Here is a 16171-nt window from a genome sequence, read left to right on the forward strand (position 1 = left end):
CCGCCCCTCGAATGACCCCGGGGAACCGGGTTTTTTGAATCCGTATGTGTCACTTCTCCGGCCAGATACATTCGGACATAAACGACGATGAACTCGCCGATATAACTAGGGGTAAGCGCTCCGCACGCACCGCAGGTGTGAGGTTGAAGCTCCCCCCGGCAGCCGCCGGAATATCACTCAGAGAGGTCATCAGTCATGTCGGATCCGGTCAATCTTCGCCGTCGTCGTCTTCTTGGCACCACGCTCGCAGGCGTCACGCTCGCCGAACTCGGGCTGTCGCAACTGGCTAACGCGGCGTCGTCCGCCGCTGCGTCGGGTTCGGTCGGTGCGCACACGTCGTTCGACGTCATCCGTCAGATCGATGCGGGCGACCTGGACGTCGGTTACGCCGAAGCCGGACCGAAGAACGGCAAGGTCGTCATCCTGCTGCACGGCTGGCCGTACGACATCTACAGCTACGTGGACGTTGCGCCGTTGCTGGCCGCCGCCGGTTACCGCGTGATCGTGCCGTACCTGCGCGGTTATGGCACGACGCGTCTGCTCTCGGCCAGCGCCCCGCGTAACGGTCAGCAAGCCGTGGTGGCGGCCGACGTCATCGCGCTGATGGACGCGCTGAAGATCGATCAGGCCATTCTCGGCGGTTACGACTGGGGGGCGCGTACGGCGAACATCGTCGCGGCCCTCTGGCCCGAACGCGTGAAGGCGATGGTCTCCGTGAGCGGCTATCTGATCGGCAGCCAGGCGGGCAACGCGGTGCCGCTGCCGCCGCAAGCCGAGTTGCAATGGTGGTATCAGTTCTACTTCGCCACCGAGCGCGGCGCGAAGGGCTACGCCGCCAACACGGACGCGTTCAACAAGCTGATCTGGCAACTGGCGTCGCCGAAGTGGCAGTTCGACGACGCGACGTACGCGCGCTCGGCCGCTGCGTTCCACAACCCCGATCACGTGGACATCGTGATTCACAACTACCGCTGGCGTCTGGGTCTCGCACAAGGCGAGGCGCGATTCGATGCACTGGAGAAACGTCTGGCGACGGCCCCGGCGATCACCGTACCCACGATCACGATGGAAGGCGATGCCAACGGCGCGCCGCACCCGGCCCCGGCCGCTTACGCGAAGAAGTTCACCGGCAAGTATCAGCACCGCGACATCGGCGGCGGGATCGGTCACAACTTGCCGCAGGAAGCCCCGAAGGCGTTCGCCGACGCGATTCTGGAAGTCGTCTCGCTGTAAGAGGGCATGGCTTCGCCGTCGGCTCGATGATCGGCGACGGTGAAGCCAGTGTGCGAATCGTAGGATCAGAAAACCAGCGTCGCTGTCGCCATGAACGTCTTCGTGCTCTTGAGACGGTTCGTCGCCGTGATCGTCGGCACCCAGCGGGCGGAAAACGACAACGGGTGCTTGCCGTCGATCTTGGTGTCGTAGGTCACGATCGGGCCCAACGCGAAGTCGTGGCCCCGGAAGCCGTTGAGCTGATCGGCGGTCGGGCCGCTGTCGCTGCCCAACTGCTGGGTGGTGCCCATGACCAGCCCGACCCCCAGTCCGTTCGAGAATTTCTTCAGGCCCATGACGTCGAGCGTGAAGAGCGGGGCGTTCTGGTAGTTGGTCGCCGTGTTGCGCGTGTAGAACTGCACGCCGGCGATGACATCGAACTCCAGATCGTACGCTGGCACGAACTTCGTGTAGGCCACCTGAGGAATGAACGTCCAGTTGTTCAGGCTCGGATTCGCCAGCGCATTGGGATCGTAACGGCCGGTCGGTGCCCAGATTGCGACCGAGAACGACATGTGATCGGTTTTCGAGAAGTGGTAGCCAGCGATGATCGGGGTGAAGGTGATGTCGAACAGGTTCGATGCGGTCTGCGACGTGCCCGCCGAGTTGCCCCGGCCGCCGCTCAGCGTCGCCGTCGCTTTGGTCCAGAGGTAAGGCAGCGTGAAGCTCGACGCGAAGTTCCACGCGCCGGTGTCGGTCTTCCACGTCTTCATCAGCGTGGCGAGCGTGAACGACAGTTCGCCGTTCAGGCCGAGCGACGTCGTCCCGGCAATCGGCGCCTGACGGCTGCCGCCGATGTTCCCGTCGAAGTAGATTTCCGCGAAATTGACCGCCCAGATCGGTTCCGGTGAGACGACGCCCGCATTCGGCTGCACGCCTGTGCCGCTGACCGGACGCCCGAGCGCGCCTTCCGTGGCGTTGGCGTGCGGTACGACGACCGCAAGTGCGACGAGTGCCGCAGCGAGCGCCAGCGGGGTACGGCGGCGTCGGCCGCGCATGGCGGAGGTGTTGCGCGTCGACGAAGCAGGCGAGGGGCGCGAAGGCTGCATGGTGTTGGCGTCGGGTGTCATCGGTGGGAACGAATGTCGGTGTCTTATCGTTGTCCGGCGAACCAGCGGAAGTACGGGTTATCGCTTTCCAGTTGCAGCGCCTGACCCAACTGGCGGGCCCAGGTGCTGCGGTCGCCGTCGAGGGCGGCCAGCGATGCGCCGTAAAACGCCAGCAATGCCTGTCGCGACCGGGCGATCTCGGCGGAAAGCGCCTCGTCGGCACCGGTCACCGGCGGCTCGCTTTGCAGTGCCAGCAGATTGCGAAGCGTGGGGGCGAAGGCCTGCCGTCCGACCCACGGCGCGTATTCGATACGGGGGTGGTCGTCGGTCACAGGCGCAGCGTCTTCCACGTAGTAGGCGAGCCCCGAGCGATCCGTCATCCATGTCGCCAGGAGCGCACCCGGCGAATCGATGCCGACCTCCCGAAGCGATTGCGCCACACCCGGCTGTGCGAAGCGCTGGCGAATCGACGCGGCGTCGAGGACTAACGGCGACTGGCCGCCCACGAGCAGCATTTCGTGCAGTTCGGTCGTCCAGAGACTGGCGTGCGGGAAGACGGCAATGAAACTGGCGATGAGCGCCTTCGTTTCGGCCTCGTTCTGCGTGGGTAACGGCAGCCATTGCGCGACGACGCCCCCGTCGTTCAGCCGTGACGATGCGAGCTTGTAGAAGTCGGTGGAGTAGAGATTGGCGACGCCCGCCGCGCTCGGCGGCGGCGGCTCCAGCGTGATGAGATCGTAGCGATCCGCACTGCGAAGCAGTTCACGACGGCCGTCGCGTACGCGAATGTCCATGCGCTTGTCGTCGGCCACACCATAATTGCCTTTGAAATGCGACGACGCCTTGACCACGGCAGGCAGAAGTTCTGCCGTCACACGGTGCGTGAGTCCCGGGTACTGCAACAGCGCGCCCGCCGTGATGCCGGTCCCGAGCCCGATGACCAGTGCGCTTTGCGGCTGCGTCTTGGCGACGATGAGCGGCAGCAGCGCCTGAAGCCGCATGTATCGCAGCGACGTCATCGCATCTCCCGAATTCGACACGCCCTGAATATAGAGACGCTCGAACCGGTTCGAACCGGACGACTGACGCAACACGGCGACCGTCGCGCCCCGGCCTTCCTCGTAGAAAGTCAGTTCGCCACCGCGCGCGTCGGTCAGCAAGGTCGCGAGCCGCTGGGGCGGCGTGGCGAGGGTGGCGACGCCAAGCAGCACGGCCAGTCCGATGACGGCACCGCGCGCGACCTTGCCGACACCCGCACCGCGCCAGACGGCAACCAGTGCCACGATGCACGCAATGCCTGCAAGCACGCCCAGCGTTCGCACCAGACCGAACGACGGGACCAGCCAGAAGCCCGTCGCGAGCGAGCCGACGATGCCGCCCGCCGTGTTCAGCGCGACGACCCGGCCGACGCCATGGCCGACGTAACCGGCGTCGACCGCCAGACGCAGCACGAACGGGAAGGCCGCACCGAGCAGCAGCGTTGGCAGGAAGACGATGCCCAGGCCCGCGACGAAAAAGCGGGCGCACATCGCGAGCGTGGCGCTTTGCGTCGTCGCGTAGACCATGCTCGCGAACTTGCCCTGAGCGATGAAAATCCAGTCGCCCAGCCCATACAGCGTGACGGCAGCGACAACACCTGCACCGGCGATCAGCAGCGCGAATACGCCCCACGGGTCACGAGAACGCTCCACGCGTCGCGATACGAGGGCACTCCCGAGCGTCAGCCCGCAGAGATAGGTAGCGAGCACGATGGCAAAAGCAAACGCGCGGGTGCTGACGAATTGCACGATGGCTTGCGACCACATGACTTCGTAGCCGAGCGCGACACCCGCGGCGAGCGCATACAACCAGACGGCGAGCGTGCTCCGACGACGCGCAAGCGAGGTGGCTGCGTCAGTCGTGTCGGTAAGCGTTTCGACCGGCGCCGAGGCCACCGAAATCGTCGCCGACGTGCGTCGCGACGCCACGATTGCCGCCAGTGCCAGCAGAAAGTTCAGACCGGCCGCAACACCCGCCGTACCCTGCATACCGAACGAGGGTATCAGCCAGAACGGCACCGCCAGCACGCCGACGACTGCGCCGACGGTATTGGCCGCGTACAGACGCGCACCTGCATGCCCGACGTAGCCGTCGATGGCGCCACGCGAGCGCATGAGGACCGGCAACGTGCCGCCCATGAAAACGGCGGGCACGCCAACAAGAACGAACGGCAGCACCCACGCGGCGAGCCCCACATGGGCTTCGAGCCAGGCAAAGGGCACTGCGGCGCGCGCGAGAATGAGGGTACTGACGATAGCCGTCAGTGCCACGGCGGCTTCAAGCGCCGCATAGAGCCGCATGGGGTTGGCGACGCGATCGGCGCGCCGTCCGAAATACCAGCCACCGAACGCCAGACCGCCGAAGAAGGCGCTGATCGCGATGGACACGGCATGCACTTCGACGCCCACGACGAGCGAAAGCTGCCGGATCCAGACCATCTGAAAGACGAGCGCCGATGCGCCCGAGAGCACGAGTAGCAACGCGGGCCATGCAAGCGATGGCGCAGGCGCGCTTGTCGGGACGGCGGGGGAGGCGGGCAAGGTCATGGCGGGCGACGCAGACGGCGATGCGCCTTTGCTGCGGCCGCGAGGCGCGGGAATCGACGGTGAAGCCAGCGTATCGGTCATATCGCGCATTGGATGTCGAAGGTGAGTCGGGTGAAACAACCCCGCCGGGCCGCAGAGACTTCAACTTCCGGCACGGCGGGGTTTGCGGTCGGATTTACTCCAGTCCGCGGTTCTTGAAGGACTGATCGATCTTCTTGTCGACCTGCTTGCGCACCTGATCGATGCTGAAGCTTGCCGGGCGCTGGCTCGGCGGGTAGTCGACAAAGGTCTCGAGGAATGCCGACGCCTTCATGGTCGCAATGCCGGTCATGTAGGCATTCTTAGCGAGCCAGTCGTTGTACGTATCCGAAGTGATATCGGCTCGCTCGTACGGATCCATTCGAAGATTGAAGAGCTTGGGCACTCGCAGGCAGACGAATGGGTCCTGCCAGATGTTGAAGTGGCCCTGCGCGCGCTGTTCGCAGAACACGGCCTTCCAGTTGCCCCAACGCATGGCCACCAGTTCACCGTCGTCGTTGAAATAATAGAACTCGTCACGCGCGCCCTTCGGCGCCTTGCCGGTCAGGTAAGGCAACTGGTTGTACCCGTCGAGGTGGTTCCGGAATTTGGTCTTATTGCCCTTGGGCGTCCAGCCCTTGAGCAGACGATCCTTGATGCCGTCGTCGCCAGCTGCGGCGAGCAGCGTCGGGAACCAGTCGAGACCGGAGAAGATCTCGTTGGACACGCTACCCGGCTTGATCTTGCCCGGCCAGCGAATCATCGCCGGCACCCGGAACGCGCCTTCCCAGTTGGAATCCTTCTCGCTGCGGAACGGTGTCATTGCCGCGTCGGGCCAGGTGAACATGTTCGGGCCGTTGTCCGTCGTGTAGATCACGATGGTGTTGTCCGTGATCTTCAGATCGTCAAGCAGTTTGAGTAGCTTGCCAACGTCCTGATCGTGTTCCCACATGCCGTCGGCGTACTCGTTGCCGGGCATGCCGCTCTTGCCCTTGAACTCCGGCCGCACATGCGTATAGATGTGCATGCGCGTGTAATTCATCCAGACGAAGAACGGCTTGTTCGCCTTGACCTGCTTCTGAATGAACTCGGCCGCCTTGGCACCCGTTTCGTCGTCGATGGTCTCCATGCGCTTCTTGTTGAGCGGGCCGCTGTCCTGAACCTTGCCGTCCGCCGTACTGTGAATCACGCCACGCGGCGAAAAGTTCTTCACATACGGATCGTTGGGGTCTTTCGGCCAGTACGGTCGCTCCGGTTCTTCTTCGGCGTTCAGGTGATACAGATTGCCGAAGAATTCGTCGAAGCCGTGTGCGGTCGGCAGATACTCGTTACGGTCGCCAAGGTGGTTCTTGCCGAACTGGCCGGTTGCGTAACCTAGTGGCTTAAGGGCTTCTGCAATGGTGATGTCGCCCTTTTGCAGGCCCACCTTTGCGCCCGGCGCACCGACCTTCGACAAGCCCGTGCGCAGCGGCGACTGCCCTGTGATGAACGAGGAGCGTCCCGCCGTACAACTGTTTTCGGCGTAATAGTCGGTGAAGATCATGCCTTCCTTGGCGACCCGGTCGATGTTCGGCGTGCGGTAGCCGACCAGCCCGTTGGAATAGGCGCTGATGTTCGTCTGGCCGACATCATCGCCGAAGATGACGAGGATGTTCGGGGGTTTGGTACCGCTTTGCGCTGGCGCGTCGCCGGGCGCAACCAGCACGTAAGCGGCCGTAACGGCAAGGACCGCTGTGCTGGTGAAGCTGAAGACTCGTTTAAGTGAAAATGACATCGTCGTCTCCGGTGAGGTCATTGGGAGGAAAGCGGAAACACGGTGGCCCAGTCGTCCTTCATGCTCACGACGGTCCAGCCTCGGGCGACGGCGGCGTCCCACGCGCGGTCGAGTCGGCCGACTTTCGACTGACGGTCGTAGGCAAACTCGCGGGCAGCGTCGTCGTGATGCACAAGCAGCGCCAGATGCGGGCCCTGGCCCGTGGTCGTGTACTCGAGCATTTGCAGATCACCGTCGGAGTTGCCGAACGCGAGGATCGGCTTGCGCCCGATGCGGCGGTAGATGCCGACCGGTTTGCCCGGACCGTCGTCGACGAAGTCGACCTTGGGTTCACGGACCAATTCCCCCTGACCGTCACGGCTTTCGTATTTGAGGCCCTCGTCGGTGCCGATCACCTGTTCGGGCGGCACGCCGTACACGCGCTCGACCCATGCACGCATGAACTGTGTCGTGCCGCCGGAGACGATGTACGTCTTGAAGCCGTTCGCGCGCAGGTACGTCAGCAGTTCAAGCTGCGGCTGGAACACCAGCGACGTATAGGGGCGATGCAGCGTCGGGTGCTTTGCCGAGGCAAGCCATGCCTCGATGCGCGCGTCGTAGTCGGCAACGTTCATGCCGCTGTTCGCCTGCGCGAGCAATTGCAACAGCGGTTTCTTCTGTGCGCTCAGTTCGCGCAGATCGCCCGCCATCAGGGCCTGGAACGCCGGATTGCGTTTCCATTCCGGGTGCGCCGCGGCCTGCGCCTTCACCTGGTCGATCATGAAGACGAACTGGAAGTACAGCGGCTGTTCGCTCCACAACGTGCCGTCGTTATCGAACACGGCAATGCGTTCGGCCGGTGGGACATAACTGGCCGAGCCGTCCCGGGTCACGTCGGCCACGAAGCGCACGATGGCCTGCTTGGCCGCGCCGTCACGCCATGAGGGCAGGGCGTCGGCCGTGCGGACGGCCGAGGATGCAGGGGCGGCTGATTGCAGCTCGGGCGGTGTCGGTGTCTGTGGTGCACAGGCGCTGCAAGCGACAGCGCCGCGACGGCGGCGGCCGCAGCCCGACTAAAACGCGAGAGAAGTCTCTCCATCCCCCAATCCTTGATCGTTGTAATGGTGCGGGTCCGTGGGCGTGAAGCGGTAAAGCGGTAAAACGACGAAGCGGTGAAGGGTCAGCGCGAAGGCTTATCCGATGTCGTCGATGCGAGTTGGTGCTGCGATGCCCGGCGCGACGCCTGCCACGCGCTCTCGTCCATCACCCGCCGGAAGCCGAGATGCGACATGCTGTTGTAGGGGTCGGTGCCGCGTCGCGCGCTCGGGCGATAGCTCAGGCAATACGCTTCGTTGCACAGGAACGAGCCGCCACGCGTTACGCGCTTGGGGGCCTGCACGGGTACGCCAGGATCGGCCGGATCCCATGAGTCGGACGGGCCGGTCGGGTTGTCCGCAAGTTTGCCCGCTGCCGCTTCGCGCCGGAATTGATCGGCGCGATACCAGTCCGCGACCCACTGCCAGGCGTTGCCCGTCATATCGGACAAGCCGTACCCGTTCGGAGGGAACGTGCCGACCGGACTCGTGCCGACGGCGCCACCGGCCTTCGGATTGACGACGGGGAACGGCTGCGCCTGTTCACCTTCCCAGACGTTGGCCATCTGCTTGCCGTTCGGCGCGAAGGATTCACCCCACGCATAGGTGGCCTGTTCCAATCCGCCGCGCGCGGCGAATTCCCATTCGGCCTCGGTCGGCAGCCGCTTGCCTGCCCACTTCGCATAGGCCTGTGCGTCCTCGAACGAGACTTGCACGACAGGGTGGTCGTCCTTGCCCGCGATGTTGGTGTCCGGTCCCCCCGGATGCCGCCAGTCCGCACCCGGCACAAAACGCCACCAGCGCGAATAGTCCTGCAGCGGGACGGGTTTGTCCGTGCCGACGAACACCATCGCCCCGGCGACCAGCGCGCTCTCCGGGGGACGCGGCGTGCCCGGCGGTAACTGCACCCGGAGCGTCTCCCAATCCGGTTTGCGCTCGGCGGTCGTGACGTAGCCCGTCGCGGCGACGAAACGACGGAACTGCGCGTTCGTGACGTGATGCGCGTCCATCCAGAAGCCGTGCACGCGCGCAGGATGGGCGGGCTTCTCGTTAGGCTGCGCCATGCGGCTGTCGCTGCCCATCAGGAATCCACCCCCGGGAATCCACGCCATGCCCTCGGGCCCACGCACGCCGTCGCCCATGACGACCTTGATATCGCGCGGGCTCGCAGCGTCGTTGCGGGTCATCGCCCAGGACATCGCGCCACCGGCGGCGACCGAGACGCCAAGCGCCGCGCCGGCCCACAGAAGGAACGTCCGGCGACCGCGCGTCGGCGGCGAGGCGGCGGGGACTTTGCCGGATGAGGTTTCGTGTTGCGCGATTCGCTTGCGTCGTGACATGTGTTGAAGCTCCCGCAATACGCGCTGGCGTACCTGGCTCTTTTCACGGGGTGGCACGTGAGGCAAATGCCTTTGCGATGGAAAGAGAGAGGTGCCAGCCTGATAAGTGGCTTAAAGATTATTATCTAATTTGCGTAAACTCAATTGAAATTTTTGTTGCAGTTGGAAATTAACCTTTGACGCGATTCGTTTGTTTGCTTAAGGTTCATGTGGGCTTTGATTTGCTTGGGAATTGCCGAGTTATTTTTAAAGTAATTTAAATTATCGGCACTATGAAAAATACCATTCTTGAATTTGAAAAACATATCGGCGATGCGGTCGTCGGGCAGGAGACGGTGGTTCGTCAGATCCTGATCGCGTTGCTCGCTGACGGGCATGTCCTGCTGGAAAGCTTGCCGGGGCTTGCCAAAACCCGCACGGTGAAGGCCATTGCGGCCCGGCTGGCCGTCACGATGCGTCGTATTCAGTTCACGCCGGACCTGCTGCCATCGGATATCACCGGGGGCGACACGCTGCTTCAATCGGGGACGGAACGCGTCCTTCAGTTTCAGCCCGGGCCGATCTTCGGCAATCTCATTCTGGCGGACGAGATCAACCGTGCGCCCGCCAAGGTGCAGTCGGCACTGCTTGAAGCCATGGAAGAAAGGCAGGTGTCGGTGTCGGGAAAGACACATGCGATGGCCGATCTGTTTATGGTGATGGCTACGCAAAATCCGATAGAACAGGAAGGCACGTATCCCTTGCCGGAAGCGCAAATGGATCGCTTTCTTTTAAAAATACTCATTACGTATCCGACACCGGAAAGCGAGCAGGCGATGTTGCGACTGCTCAGAAGCGAGACGAAGCAGACTTCGCCTGCGGGCGGGACGCTGTCCCAGGAGGAGGTCTTCGCCGCGCGACGGGAAATCGAGAACGTCAGCGTATCGCCTGCGGTGGACGCCTACATCGTCGCGCTGGTGAACGGCACGCGTCACGGCATCGCCAGCGATGCCGATCTTTCGCGCTGGATCGAGGTCGGCGCAAGTCCGCGCGGGGCCATCGGTCTCGACCGCGCGGCGCGTGTGCACGCGTGGCTGGAGGACCGGGATTTCGTGACGCCGGACGACGTGAGGGCCGTCGCGCATCCGGTATTACGCCATCGACTGGTGTTGTCTTACGACGCGAACGCGGACGGCATCGACGCCGATCGCGTCGTCGACCGTCTGGTGGAGACGACACCCGTGCCCGCCTGACAGCGTGGGTGACGAGTGAATCGGGCGCATCGACCTCGCCGTTGCGCCGGTAGCAGAACACCTTCCTGGAGCGTGCTCATGCCTGCATCGCCGCCGTTGCCAGCCAGCCGTCGCGAAGTTCCCGTCGACACGCTCGGGACGGTGCATGTCGACGTGCCGCATCTGATGCGGCTGCGGTTTCGCGTGCACGGACTGAGCTTCGTCGCGCCTGCACCGGTCAGGAGCGTGTTGTCCGGTAATCACGCCTCGCGGCTGCGCGGGCGAGGGCTGAATTTCGACGAGATTCGCGGCTATGTGCCGGGTGACGACATCCGGCACATCGACTGGCGCGCATCGATGCGCGTGGCGCGCCCCCTCGTGCGTGCCTATACGGAAGAGCGCGACCGGCCCGTGCAGGTGGTGGTCGATCAGCGCATGAGCATGCATTTCGGATCGCAACGTGCGTTCAAGTCGGTCGTCGCAGCCGAAACTGCGGCGTTGGCGACGTGGATGGGCTATGCGGCGGGGGATCGTGTCGGTGGCGTGGTCTTCAACGACGTGCGCATCGAGCGGGTGCGTCCCCTGCGAAGTCTGAGCCGTATCGCCCGGCTGTTTGGCGCCATCGCTGAAATGAATGCCGAATTGCGCGCGGACAGTCCGGTGCGGACCGACTACGCGCAGTTGAATCAGGCGCTGGGTCAGTTACTCCATATGGCGCCGCACGATCATCTGATTTGCATCGTGAGCGACTTCGCCGGTGCCGACGCGCGCACCCGGGCGTTGCTACGGCAACTGAGCGTGCATAACGACGTCGTGGCCGGTCTGGTGTTCGATCCGCTGTGGCATCACGTCGACGAGCGCAGTGCGCTGGTCGTGAGCGAAGGACATTTGCAGGTCGAGCTGCGCGTCGCGAACGAACGGGTGCGTACACCCGTCGCCGCGTTTTTCAAGGGACGCACGGCCGAAGTCGCGGAACTGCTGCGCACGAGCGGCGTGCCGTGGATGCCGCTCTCAAGCGCGGAAGCGGCGGTCGATCAGGTGCGCCGGTTGCTGGGCGCGCGTCATTCGGGCACGCACGGAGGTGGATTGTGAGCACTACGTGGGTTCTCGCCCAGACGGCCGCGCAACCGCCCAATATGCCGAACGACATGCCGGACGATGTGCCGGACACCATGGACGCCTCGCTCGCGTTGACCGGGCTGGACGAACTCTCGCTCCCGCCGGCCGTGTCGTATTCGCCGCAGACGTGGGGATGGGGCGTCGTGGCGCTGCTTTTGCTACTCGGCCTGCTGTGGTGCGGCTGGCGCGCCTGGCAGCGATACCGCCGCGATCGATATCGCCGTCTGGCGCTGGGAGAACTGGAAACACTGGCGTCGATGACCCGTGATCCGGCCCGACGCACGATAGCCGTTGCGTCCCTTGCTGCGTTGCTCAAGCGCACGGCGTTGGCCGCGTACCCGGGCGCGGGTGTCGGTCGCCTGCGCGGTGTCGCGTGGATCGACTTCCTGAACGCGCATCGTGGCCGCTTCGTGGTGGCCGACGGGCATTACCTGGCGATGGCCAGCTACGCGCCGCGTGGCGTGGACGACACCCCGCAGGGCGATATCGATGCGCTGATGCAGCGCGCCCGTGACTGGATCCGTGACCACCATGTGGAAGTTTGATCTGCCCTGGATGCTGGCGTTGTTGCCGCTGCCGATACTGGTCGCGTGGCTGGTGCCGCCGTACCGGGCGATGGCGCTTGCGCTGCGCACGCCGTTCTTTCACGAGATGGCGGATGCTGCCGGCGAGCGTCCGTCGCCGGGTGGCGTACGCTTGCGGCGCAACTGGTTGCAATGGCTGCTGTTGCCGCTTGTCTGGTTGCTGGTGGTGATGGCGGCGGCCCGTCCGGTGCATGTCGAAGCGCCGATTACGCACGAAACACCGGCGCGCGACCTGATGCTGGCCATCGATCTGTCGCAGTCGATGGGCACGACGGATTTCGTCAGCGCAGCCACGGGCGAGCGGACGGACCGGCTGACGGCCGTGAAACACGTGGTGGCCGACTTCATTGCAAAACGACGCGGCGATCGCATCGGACTGGTGGTGTTCGGCGACGCCGCATACCCGCAAGCGCCGCTCACGCTGGATCACGACAGCGTGATGATCCTGCTCGATCAGATGCAGATCGGCATGGCCGGTCCACGCACGGCGCTTGGCGACGCCATCGGGCTGACCGTCAAGCTGCTGGCCGATTCGAAAGCACCGGAAAAGGTGCTGATTTTGCTGACGGACGGCAACGACACCGCCAGCAAGATTCCCCCGGATCAGGCTGCGCGCATCGCGAAGGAGCACGGGCTGGTGATCCACACCATCGGCATCGGCGACGTCGACGCGACAGGTGAAGATCGCGTCGATCTGGCGGCCTTGCAGCGCATCTCGCAGGCGACCGGTGGCCGGTCGTATCAGGCGTTCGGTCGCGAACAGGACCTGGCCGACGTCTACACCCAGCTTGACCGTCTGACGCCCGAGCGCATCAAGCAGGAGGTCTACCGGCCGCAGACAGAGTATTTCTGGATGACGTTGGGCCCGGCCTTGGTGATCATGACGGCGTATCACCTGTGCGCGCTGCTCATCGCGATCCTCTGCGGCGCGGCACAGCGGCGGTTGCCGACGGACAGGGAGATCGACAGCGACACCGATAAGCCCTCCTTACCGGTGAACCCGCCGACATCCGAAGCGAAGCCCGAGGTCATGGCAGGAGCCGCACATGGAAATTGACCTGAGCGCGTTCCACTTTCTGCGTCCGCTCTGGTTGTGGGGACTCGTGCCCGCTGTCTTGTTGCCGCTGGTCTGGCGACGGCGCAGCGACGTTCGCGCGCGTTGGCGCAAGTTCATCGCGCCGGAACTGCTGGAGCATTTGCTCGTCGGCGATACGCGGACGTACCGCCTTCAGCCGGTGCATACGCTGGCGGTGTTGCTGGCGCTCGGCGCGGTGGCTGCAGCGGGACCGACGTGGGAGCAGGTACGGCCACCGTTTAGTCAGGACAAGGCGCCGATGGTCGTCGCACTCGCCCTGAACCGTTCGATGGACGCTGCCGACGTGCCGCCCACGCGGCTGGAACGCGCGAAGGCGAAGGTACTGGACATCGCGCGCTCGCGCAAAGGCGCACGCACGGGACTCGTCGTTTATGCGGGGACGTCGCATCTGGTCGTACCGCCGACGGAAGATCCGGCGATGCTCGAGCTCTATGTGCCCGCACTGGCCACCGGGCTGGTGCACAAGGACGGCAAGCGCATGGACCTTGCGCTCGACGTGGCTGAGCGACTGCTCTCGCATGACGCGGCGGCCGGGACGATCGTGTTCATCGGAGACGGCTTCGACGCGGCGTCGCGCGAGGCCTTCATCGCACGCGCGAAAGCCTCGAAGCAGCAACTGCTGTGGCTCGCGGCAGGGACGTCAAAGGGCGGTGCTGTGCGCAACGCAGACGGCACCGTCGCAACCGATGCCAGCGGCGTGCCGGTGACCGCCGGATTCGATGCCGATGGCATCCGCGAACTGGCGAGCGACGCGGGCATACCGCTGGCGAGCTTGCGAGCGGACGGCGACGACGTCGTGTGGGTGCAGCGTCGCGCGCAGACGTATCTCGCGGAGATGGACGAAGCGCATCGCGAGCCGCGCTGGCAAGAGAACGGGTTTTGGCTGGTCATCCCCGTGCTGTTGCTCGTGCTGGTGTCGTTTCGTCGCGGATGGACGGTGAAGTGGTTGCCGGTGGTGGTGCTTTCGCTGGTGTTTGCGTCAACGCCGGATGCCGTTCGCGCCGCCGATACAGCGCCGCAACATGATGGCTGGCGATGGATCGACGCCTTCGCAACGCGCGATCAGCAGGGCCGCTGGTATTACGAAAGAGGCGACTTCGCGACGGCCGCCGCGCGCTTCGAAGACCCGATGTGGAAAGGTCGCGCCCAATACGCGGCGAAGGACTACGACGACGCGCTTGCGACGTTCTCGCAGCTATTCACGCAGCAGAAAAACGAGACCGCCGCGTTCTACATGGGCAATTCGCTGGCGCATCTGGGCGACTATGAGGGCGCGGTCAAGGCCTACGAGATCGCGCTGAAGCTGCATCCCGGCTGGGCCGAAGCGACGGCGAACATCGCGCTGATGAAAGACCTGCTCAAGGCCGACGAGCAGACGGAGGAGGCGCACCAGCAGCCGTCGCAGGGGCAGGACAAGGAAGATACGAAAAAGGGGAAGGGGGCGCCGCAGACCGTGGTGTCGATGGCGCCGACGGAGGACGTCTGGATGCGCGGACTCAACACGTCCCCCGCCATGTTCCTTCGTCAGCGCTTCGAACAGGAGGCTGCGACGCCGTCGGTGAAGCCCGTGGCGCGCGGCGCGTCTGCACCGAGCGGCGGTGCAAAGGGGGCTGCACCATGACGAAGATCATGCAGCACGCCGTGCGACGCGCGATGGTACGGATCGCGGGGCCAGTCATCGGACGTTGGCTTTGCGTGGCGTGCCTCGCCGTCAGCGTGGTTTTCGCGCCGGGCGCGCGCGCCGACGAACCGCCGAAGACCATGATTCGCGCGCATCTCGAACCGGCAGGCAACGTGGTCGCGGGCACGCAAGTCAAACTCGTCGTCGATATTCTGACGACCACCTGGCTGAGCGACGCTCCCGACTGGCCACTGTTCGACATGCCGGGCGCCATCGTCACATTGCCGGACGAGCAGGCACGCAACCTCAGCGAGACGATCGGCGACGAGCGCTGGTTCGGCGTGAGCCGCGCGTATCGCATCGCACCGCAGGCCGGGCGGCGGTACACCGTGCCGTCGTTCGCGATCCATGTATTGCCGGGGGGCGCAACGGGGCCGGTCGCACTCCACACGCCATCGCTTTCCTTCGTCGCAACGGTGCCGCCCGGTGCCGAGGGCATGGCGGTGTTCTTCCCGACGAGCGGTCTGAGCGTCAGCCAGAAGATCGAACCGTCGCCGTCGCATCTTCAGGTGGGCGACACCATCACCCGCACGATTACCCAGCGGGCCACGGCGACCGAAGCGATCCTGATTCCACCCGCGCCGTTGGTGGACGTGGACGGGCTCCAGCGGTATATGCGTCCCGCGCAGACGTCCGACGACCTGCAAGGCAGTCGCGGTCTCGTTGCCGGCGTGCGCACGGACTCGGCGATGTACGTCGTCAACCGGTCCGGCCATATCGAGTTGCCTGCCATCGAGATCGAATGGTGGAACACCAAGGCGCAGCGACGTGAACACGTCACGTTGCCAGCGATTTCACTGAGTGCCCGAGGGGCCCGTGAAACGCCGTTGTTCGAGATTCCCGTCGATGCCGTCGGCCGTGCGGCGCATCGCGTGATTGTGCTGGATCGTTCCGACTTGTGGATCGCAGGTGCAGGCCTCGCCCTCGTGTTCGCTCTCGTGTGGATCGGCCCCCGGCTGCTGGGCGCGGCACGCCGTGCGCGGCGACGCGCTGCCGTCTGGCGGCGGACGATGACGACCGGGGAACCGCATGCGTGGCGCCAGTTGAAGCGTGCCGCGCGAGGCACGTCATGGCCCGCGTTCGTGGAGGCGCTATACGCCTGGCTGGATCGCCGGGCCGCAGCGCCGGGCGGGCTGACGATGGACGGCTCGCAGGACATGGCGGCACTTCGTAGCGCCGTGTATGCGCGGTATGCGCCCGACGCGTCGCATGAGGCCCCCGTCGATCCGCAGCTCGCGCAGCGATTGAAAGTCGTCCGTACACAAATGATCCGCGCGTCGCGCCGGTCGTCCCAAGCAGACGATCTGCCGCCGTTGTACGCCCCGGTGCCGCCGCACCGCCCCAGCCGTCGCTCTCCCAGTTGACGAGG

At 64.8% G+C, this 16171-nt stretch carries 12 protein-coding genes; 7 read left to right on the top strand and 5 right to left on the bottom strand.

Features of this window, described 5'->3' with window-relative positions; genetic code table 11:
- Positions 1-195 precede the first annotated feature (195 nt).
- Positions 196-1233 carry an alpha/beta fold hydrolase gene (locus tag MB84_RS11740; protein ID WP_046291912.1) on the top strand — a complete coding sequence of 346 codons (1038 nt, stop codon included), beginning with the start codon at positions 196-198 and terminating at the stop codon, positions 1231-1233.
- A 65-nt stretch (positions 1234-1298) separates the two neighbouring features.
- Here MB84_RS11740 and MB84_RS11745 read toward each other — a convergent pair whose 3' ends face one another.
- The 5 genes from MB84_RS11745 to MB84_RS11765 all read right to left on the bottom strand — a co-directional run bounded on the left by MB84_RS11745 (position 1299) and on the right by MB84_RS11765 (position 9111).
- Positions 1299-2270: a SphA family protein gene (locus MB84_RS11745; RefSeq protein WP_046293697.1), complete on the bottom strand. Its 972-nt coding sequence runs from the start codon at positions 2268-2270 to the stop codon at positions 1299-1301.
- 95 nt (positions 2271-2365) lie between these two features.
- The gene (locus MB84_RS11750; protein ID WP_245725538.1) at positions 2366-4996 is read right to left on the bottom strand and encodes a fused MFS/spermidine synthase; all 2631 of its coding nucleotides are present in this window, start codon (positions 4994-4996) and stop codon (positions 2366-2368) included.
- Positions 4997-5081: 85 nt separating this feature from the next.
- Positions 5082-6698, bottom strand: coding sequence for an arylsulfatase (locus MB84_RS11755; RefSeq protein WP_046291913.1), 1617 nt, complete (start codon positions 6696-6698; stop codon positions 5082-5084).
- Positions 6699-6715: 17 nt separating this feature from the next.
- On the bottom strand, positions 6716-7579 hold the full coding sequence (locus MB84_RS11760; protein ID WP_425415896.1) for an HAD family hydrolase: 864 nt from the start codon (positions 7577-7579) through the stop codon (positions 6716-6718).
- A 278-nt stretch (positions 7580-7857) separates the two neighbouring features.
- The gene (locus tag MB84_RS11765) at positions 7858-9111 is read right to left on the bottom strand and encodes a formylglycine-generating enzyme family protein (RefSeq protein ID WP_046291914.1); all 1254 of its coding nucleotides are present in this window, start codon (positions 9109-9111) and stop codon (positions 7858-7860) included.
- Between the two features lie 272 nt (positions 9112-9383).
- On the opposite strand from MB84_RS11765, the gene MB84_RS11770 reads away from it, so the two are divergent.
- The 6 genes from MB84_RS11770 to MB84_RS11795 all read left to right on the top strand — a co-directional run bounded on the left by MB84_RS11770 (position 9384) and on the right by MB84_RS11795 (position 16166).
- A complete protein-coding gene (locus tag MB84_RS11770; RefSeq protein WP_046291915.1) occupies positions 9384-10343 on the top strand; it encodes an AAA family ATPase in 960 nt (319 codons plus the stop codon).
- A gap of 165 nt (positions 10344-10508) precedes the next feature.
- Positions 10509-11414 (top strand): DUF58 domain-containing protein, encoded by a 906-nt coding sequence (locus MB84_RS11775; RefSeq protein WP_425415911.1) that lies wholly within the window; start codon positions 10509-10511, stop codon positions 11412-11414.
- Positions 11411-11986, top strand: a complete 576-nt coding sequence (locus MB84_RS11780; RefSeq protein ID WP_052653218.1) for a DUF4381 domain-containing protein — start codon at positions 11411-11413, stop codon at positions 11984-11986. The genes MB84_RS11775 and MB84_RS11780 overlap by 4 nt, the downstream gene beginning before the upstream one ends.
- A complete protein-coding gene (locus tag MB84_RS11785) occupies positions 11973-13082 on the top strand; it encodes a vWA domain-containing protein (protein ID WP_169835000.1) in 1110 nt (369 codons plus the stop codon). The genes MB84_RS11780 and MB84_RS11785 overlap by 14 nt, the downstream gene beginning before the upstream one ends.
- The gene (locus tag MB84_RS11790; protein WP_046291917.1) at positions 13072-14742 is read left to right on the top strand and encodes a vWA domain-containing protein; all 1671 of its coding nucleotides are present in this window, start codon (positions 13072-13074) and stop codon (positions 14740-14742) included. Before MB84_RS11785 ends, MB84_RS11790 begins: the two co-directional genes overlap by 11 nt.
- Positions 14739-16166, top strand: coding sequence for a BatD family protein (locus tag MB84_RS11795; protein ID WP_052653220.1), 1428 nt, complete (start codon positions 14739-14741; stop codon positions 16164-16166). The genes MB84_RS11790 and MB84_RS11795 overlap by 4 nt, the downstream gene beginning before the upstream one ends.
- Positions 16167-16171: the final 5 nt, after the last annotated feature.

The organism is Pandoraea oxalativorans (genome assembly GCF_000972785.3).
In the GTDB taxonomy this organism is placed as follows: domain Bacteria; phylum Pseudomonadota; class Gammaproteobacteria; order Burkholderiales; family Burkholderiaceae; genus Pandoraea; species Pandoraea oxalativorans.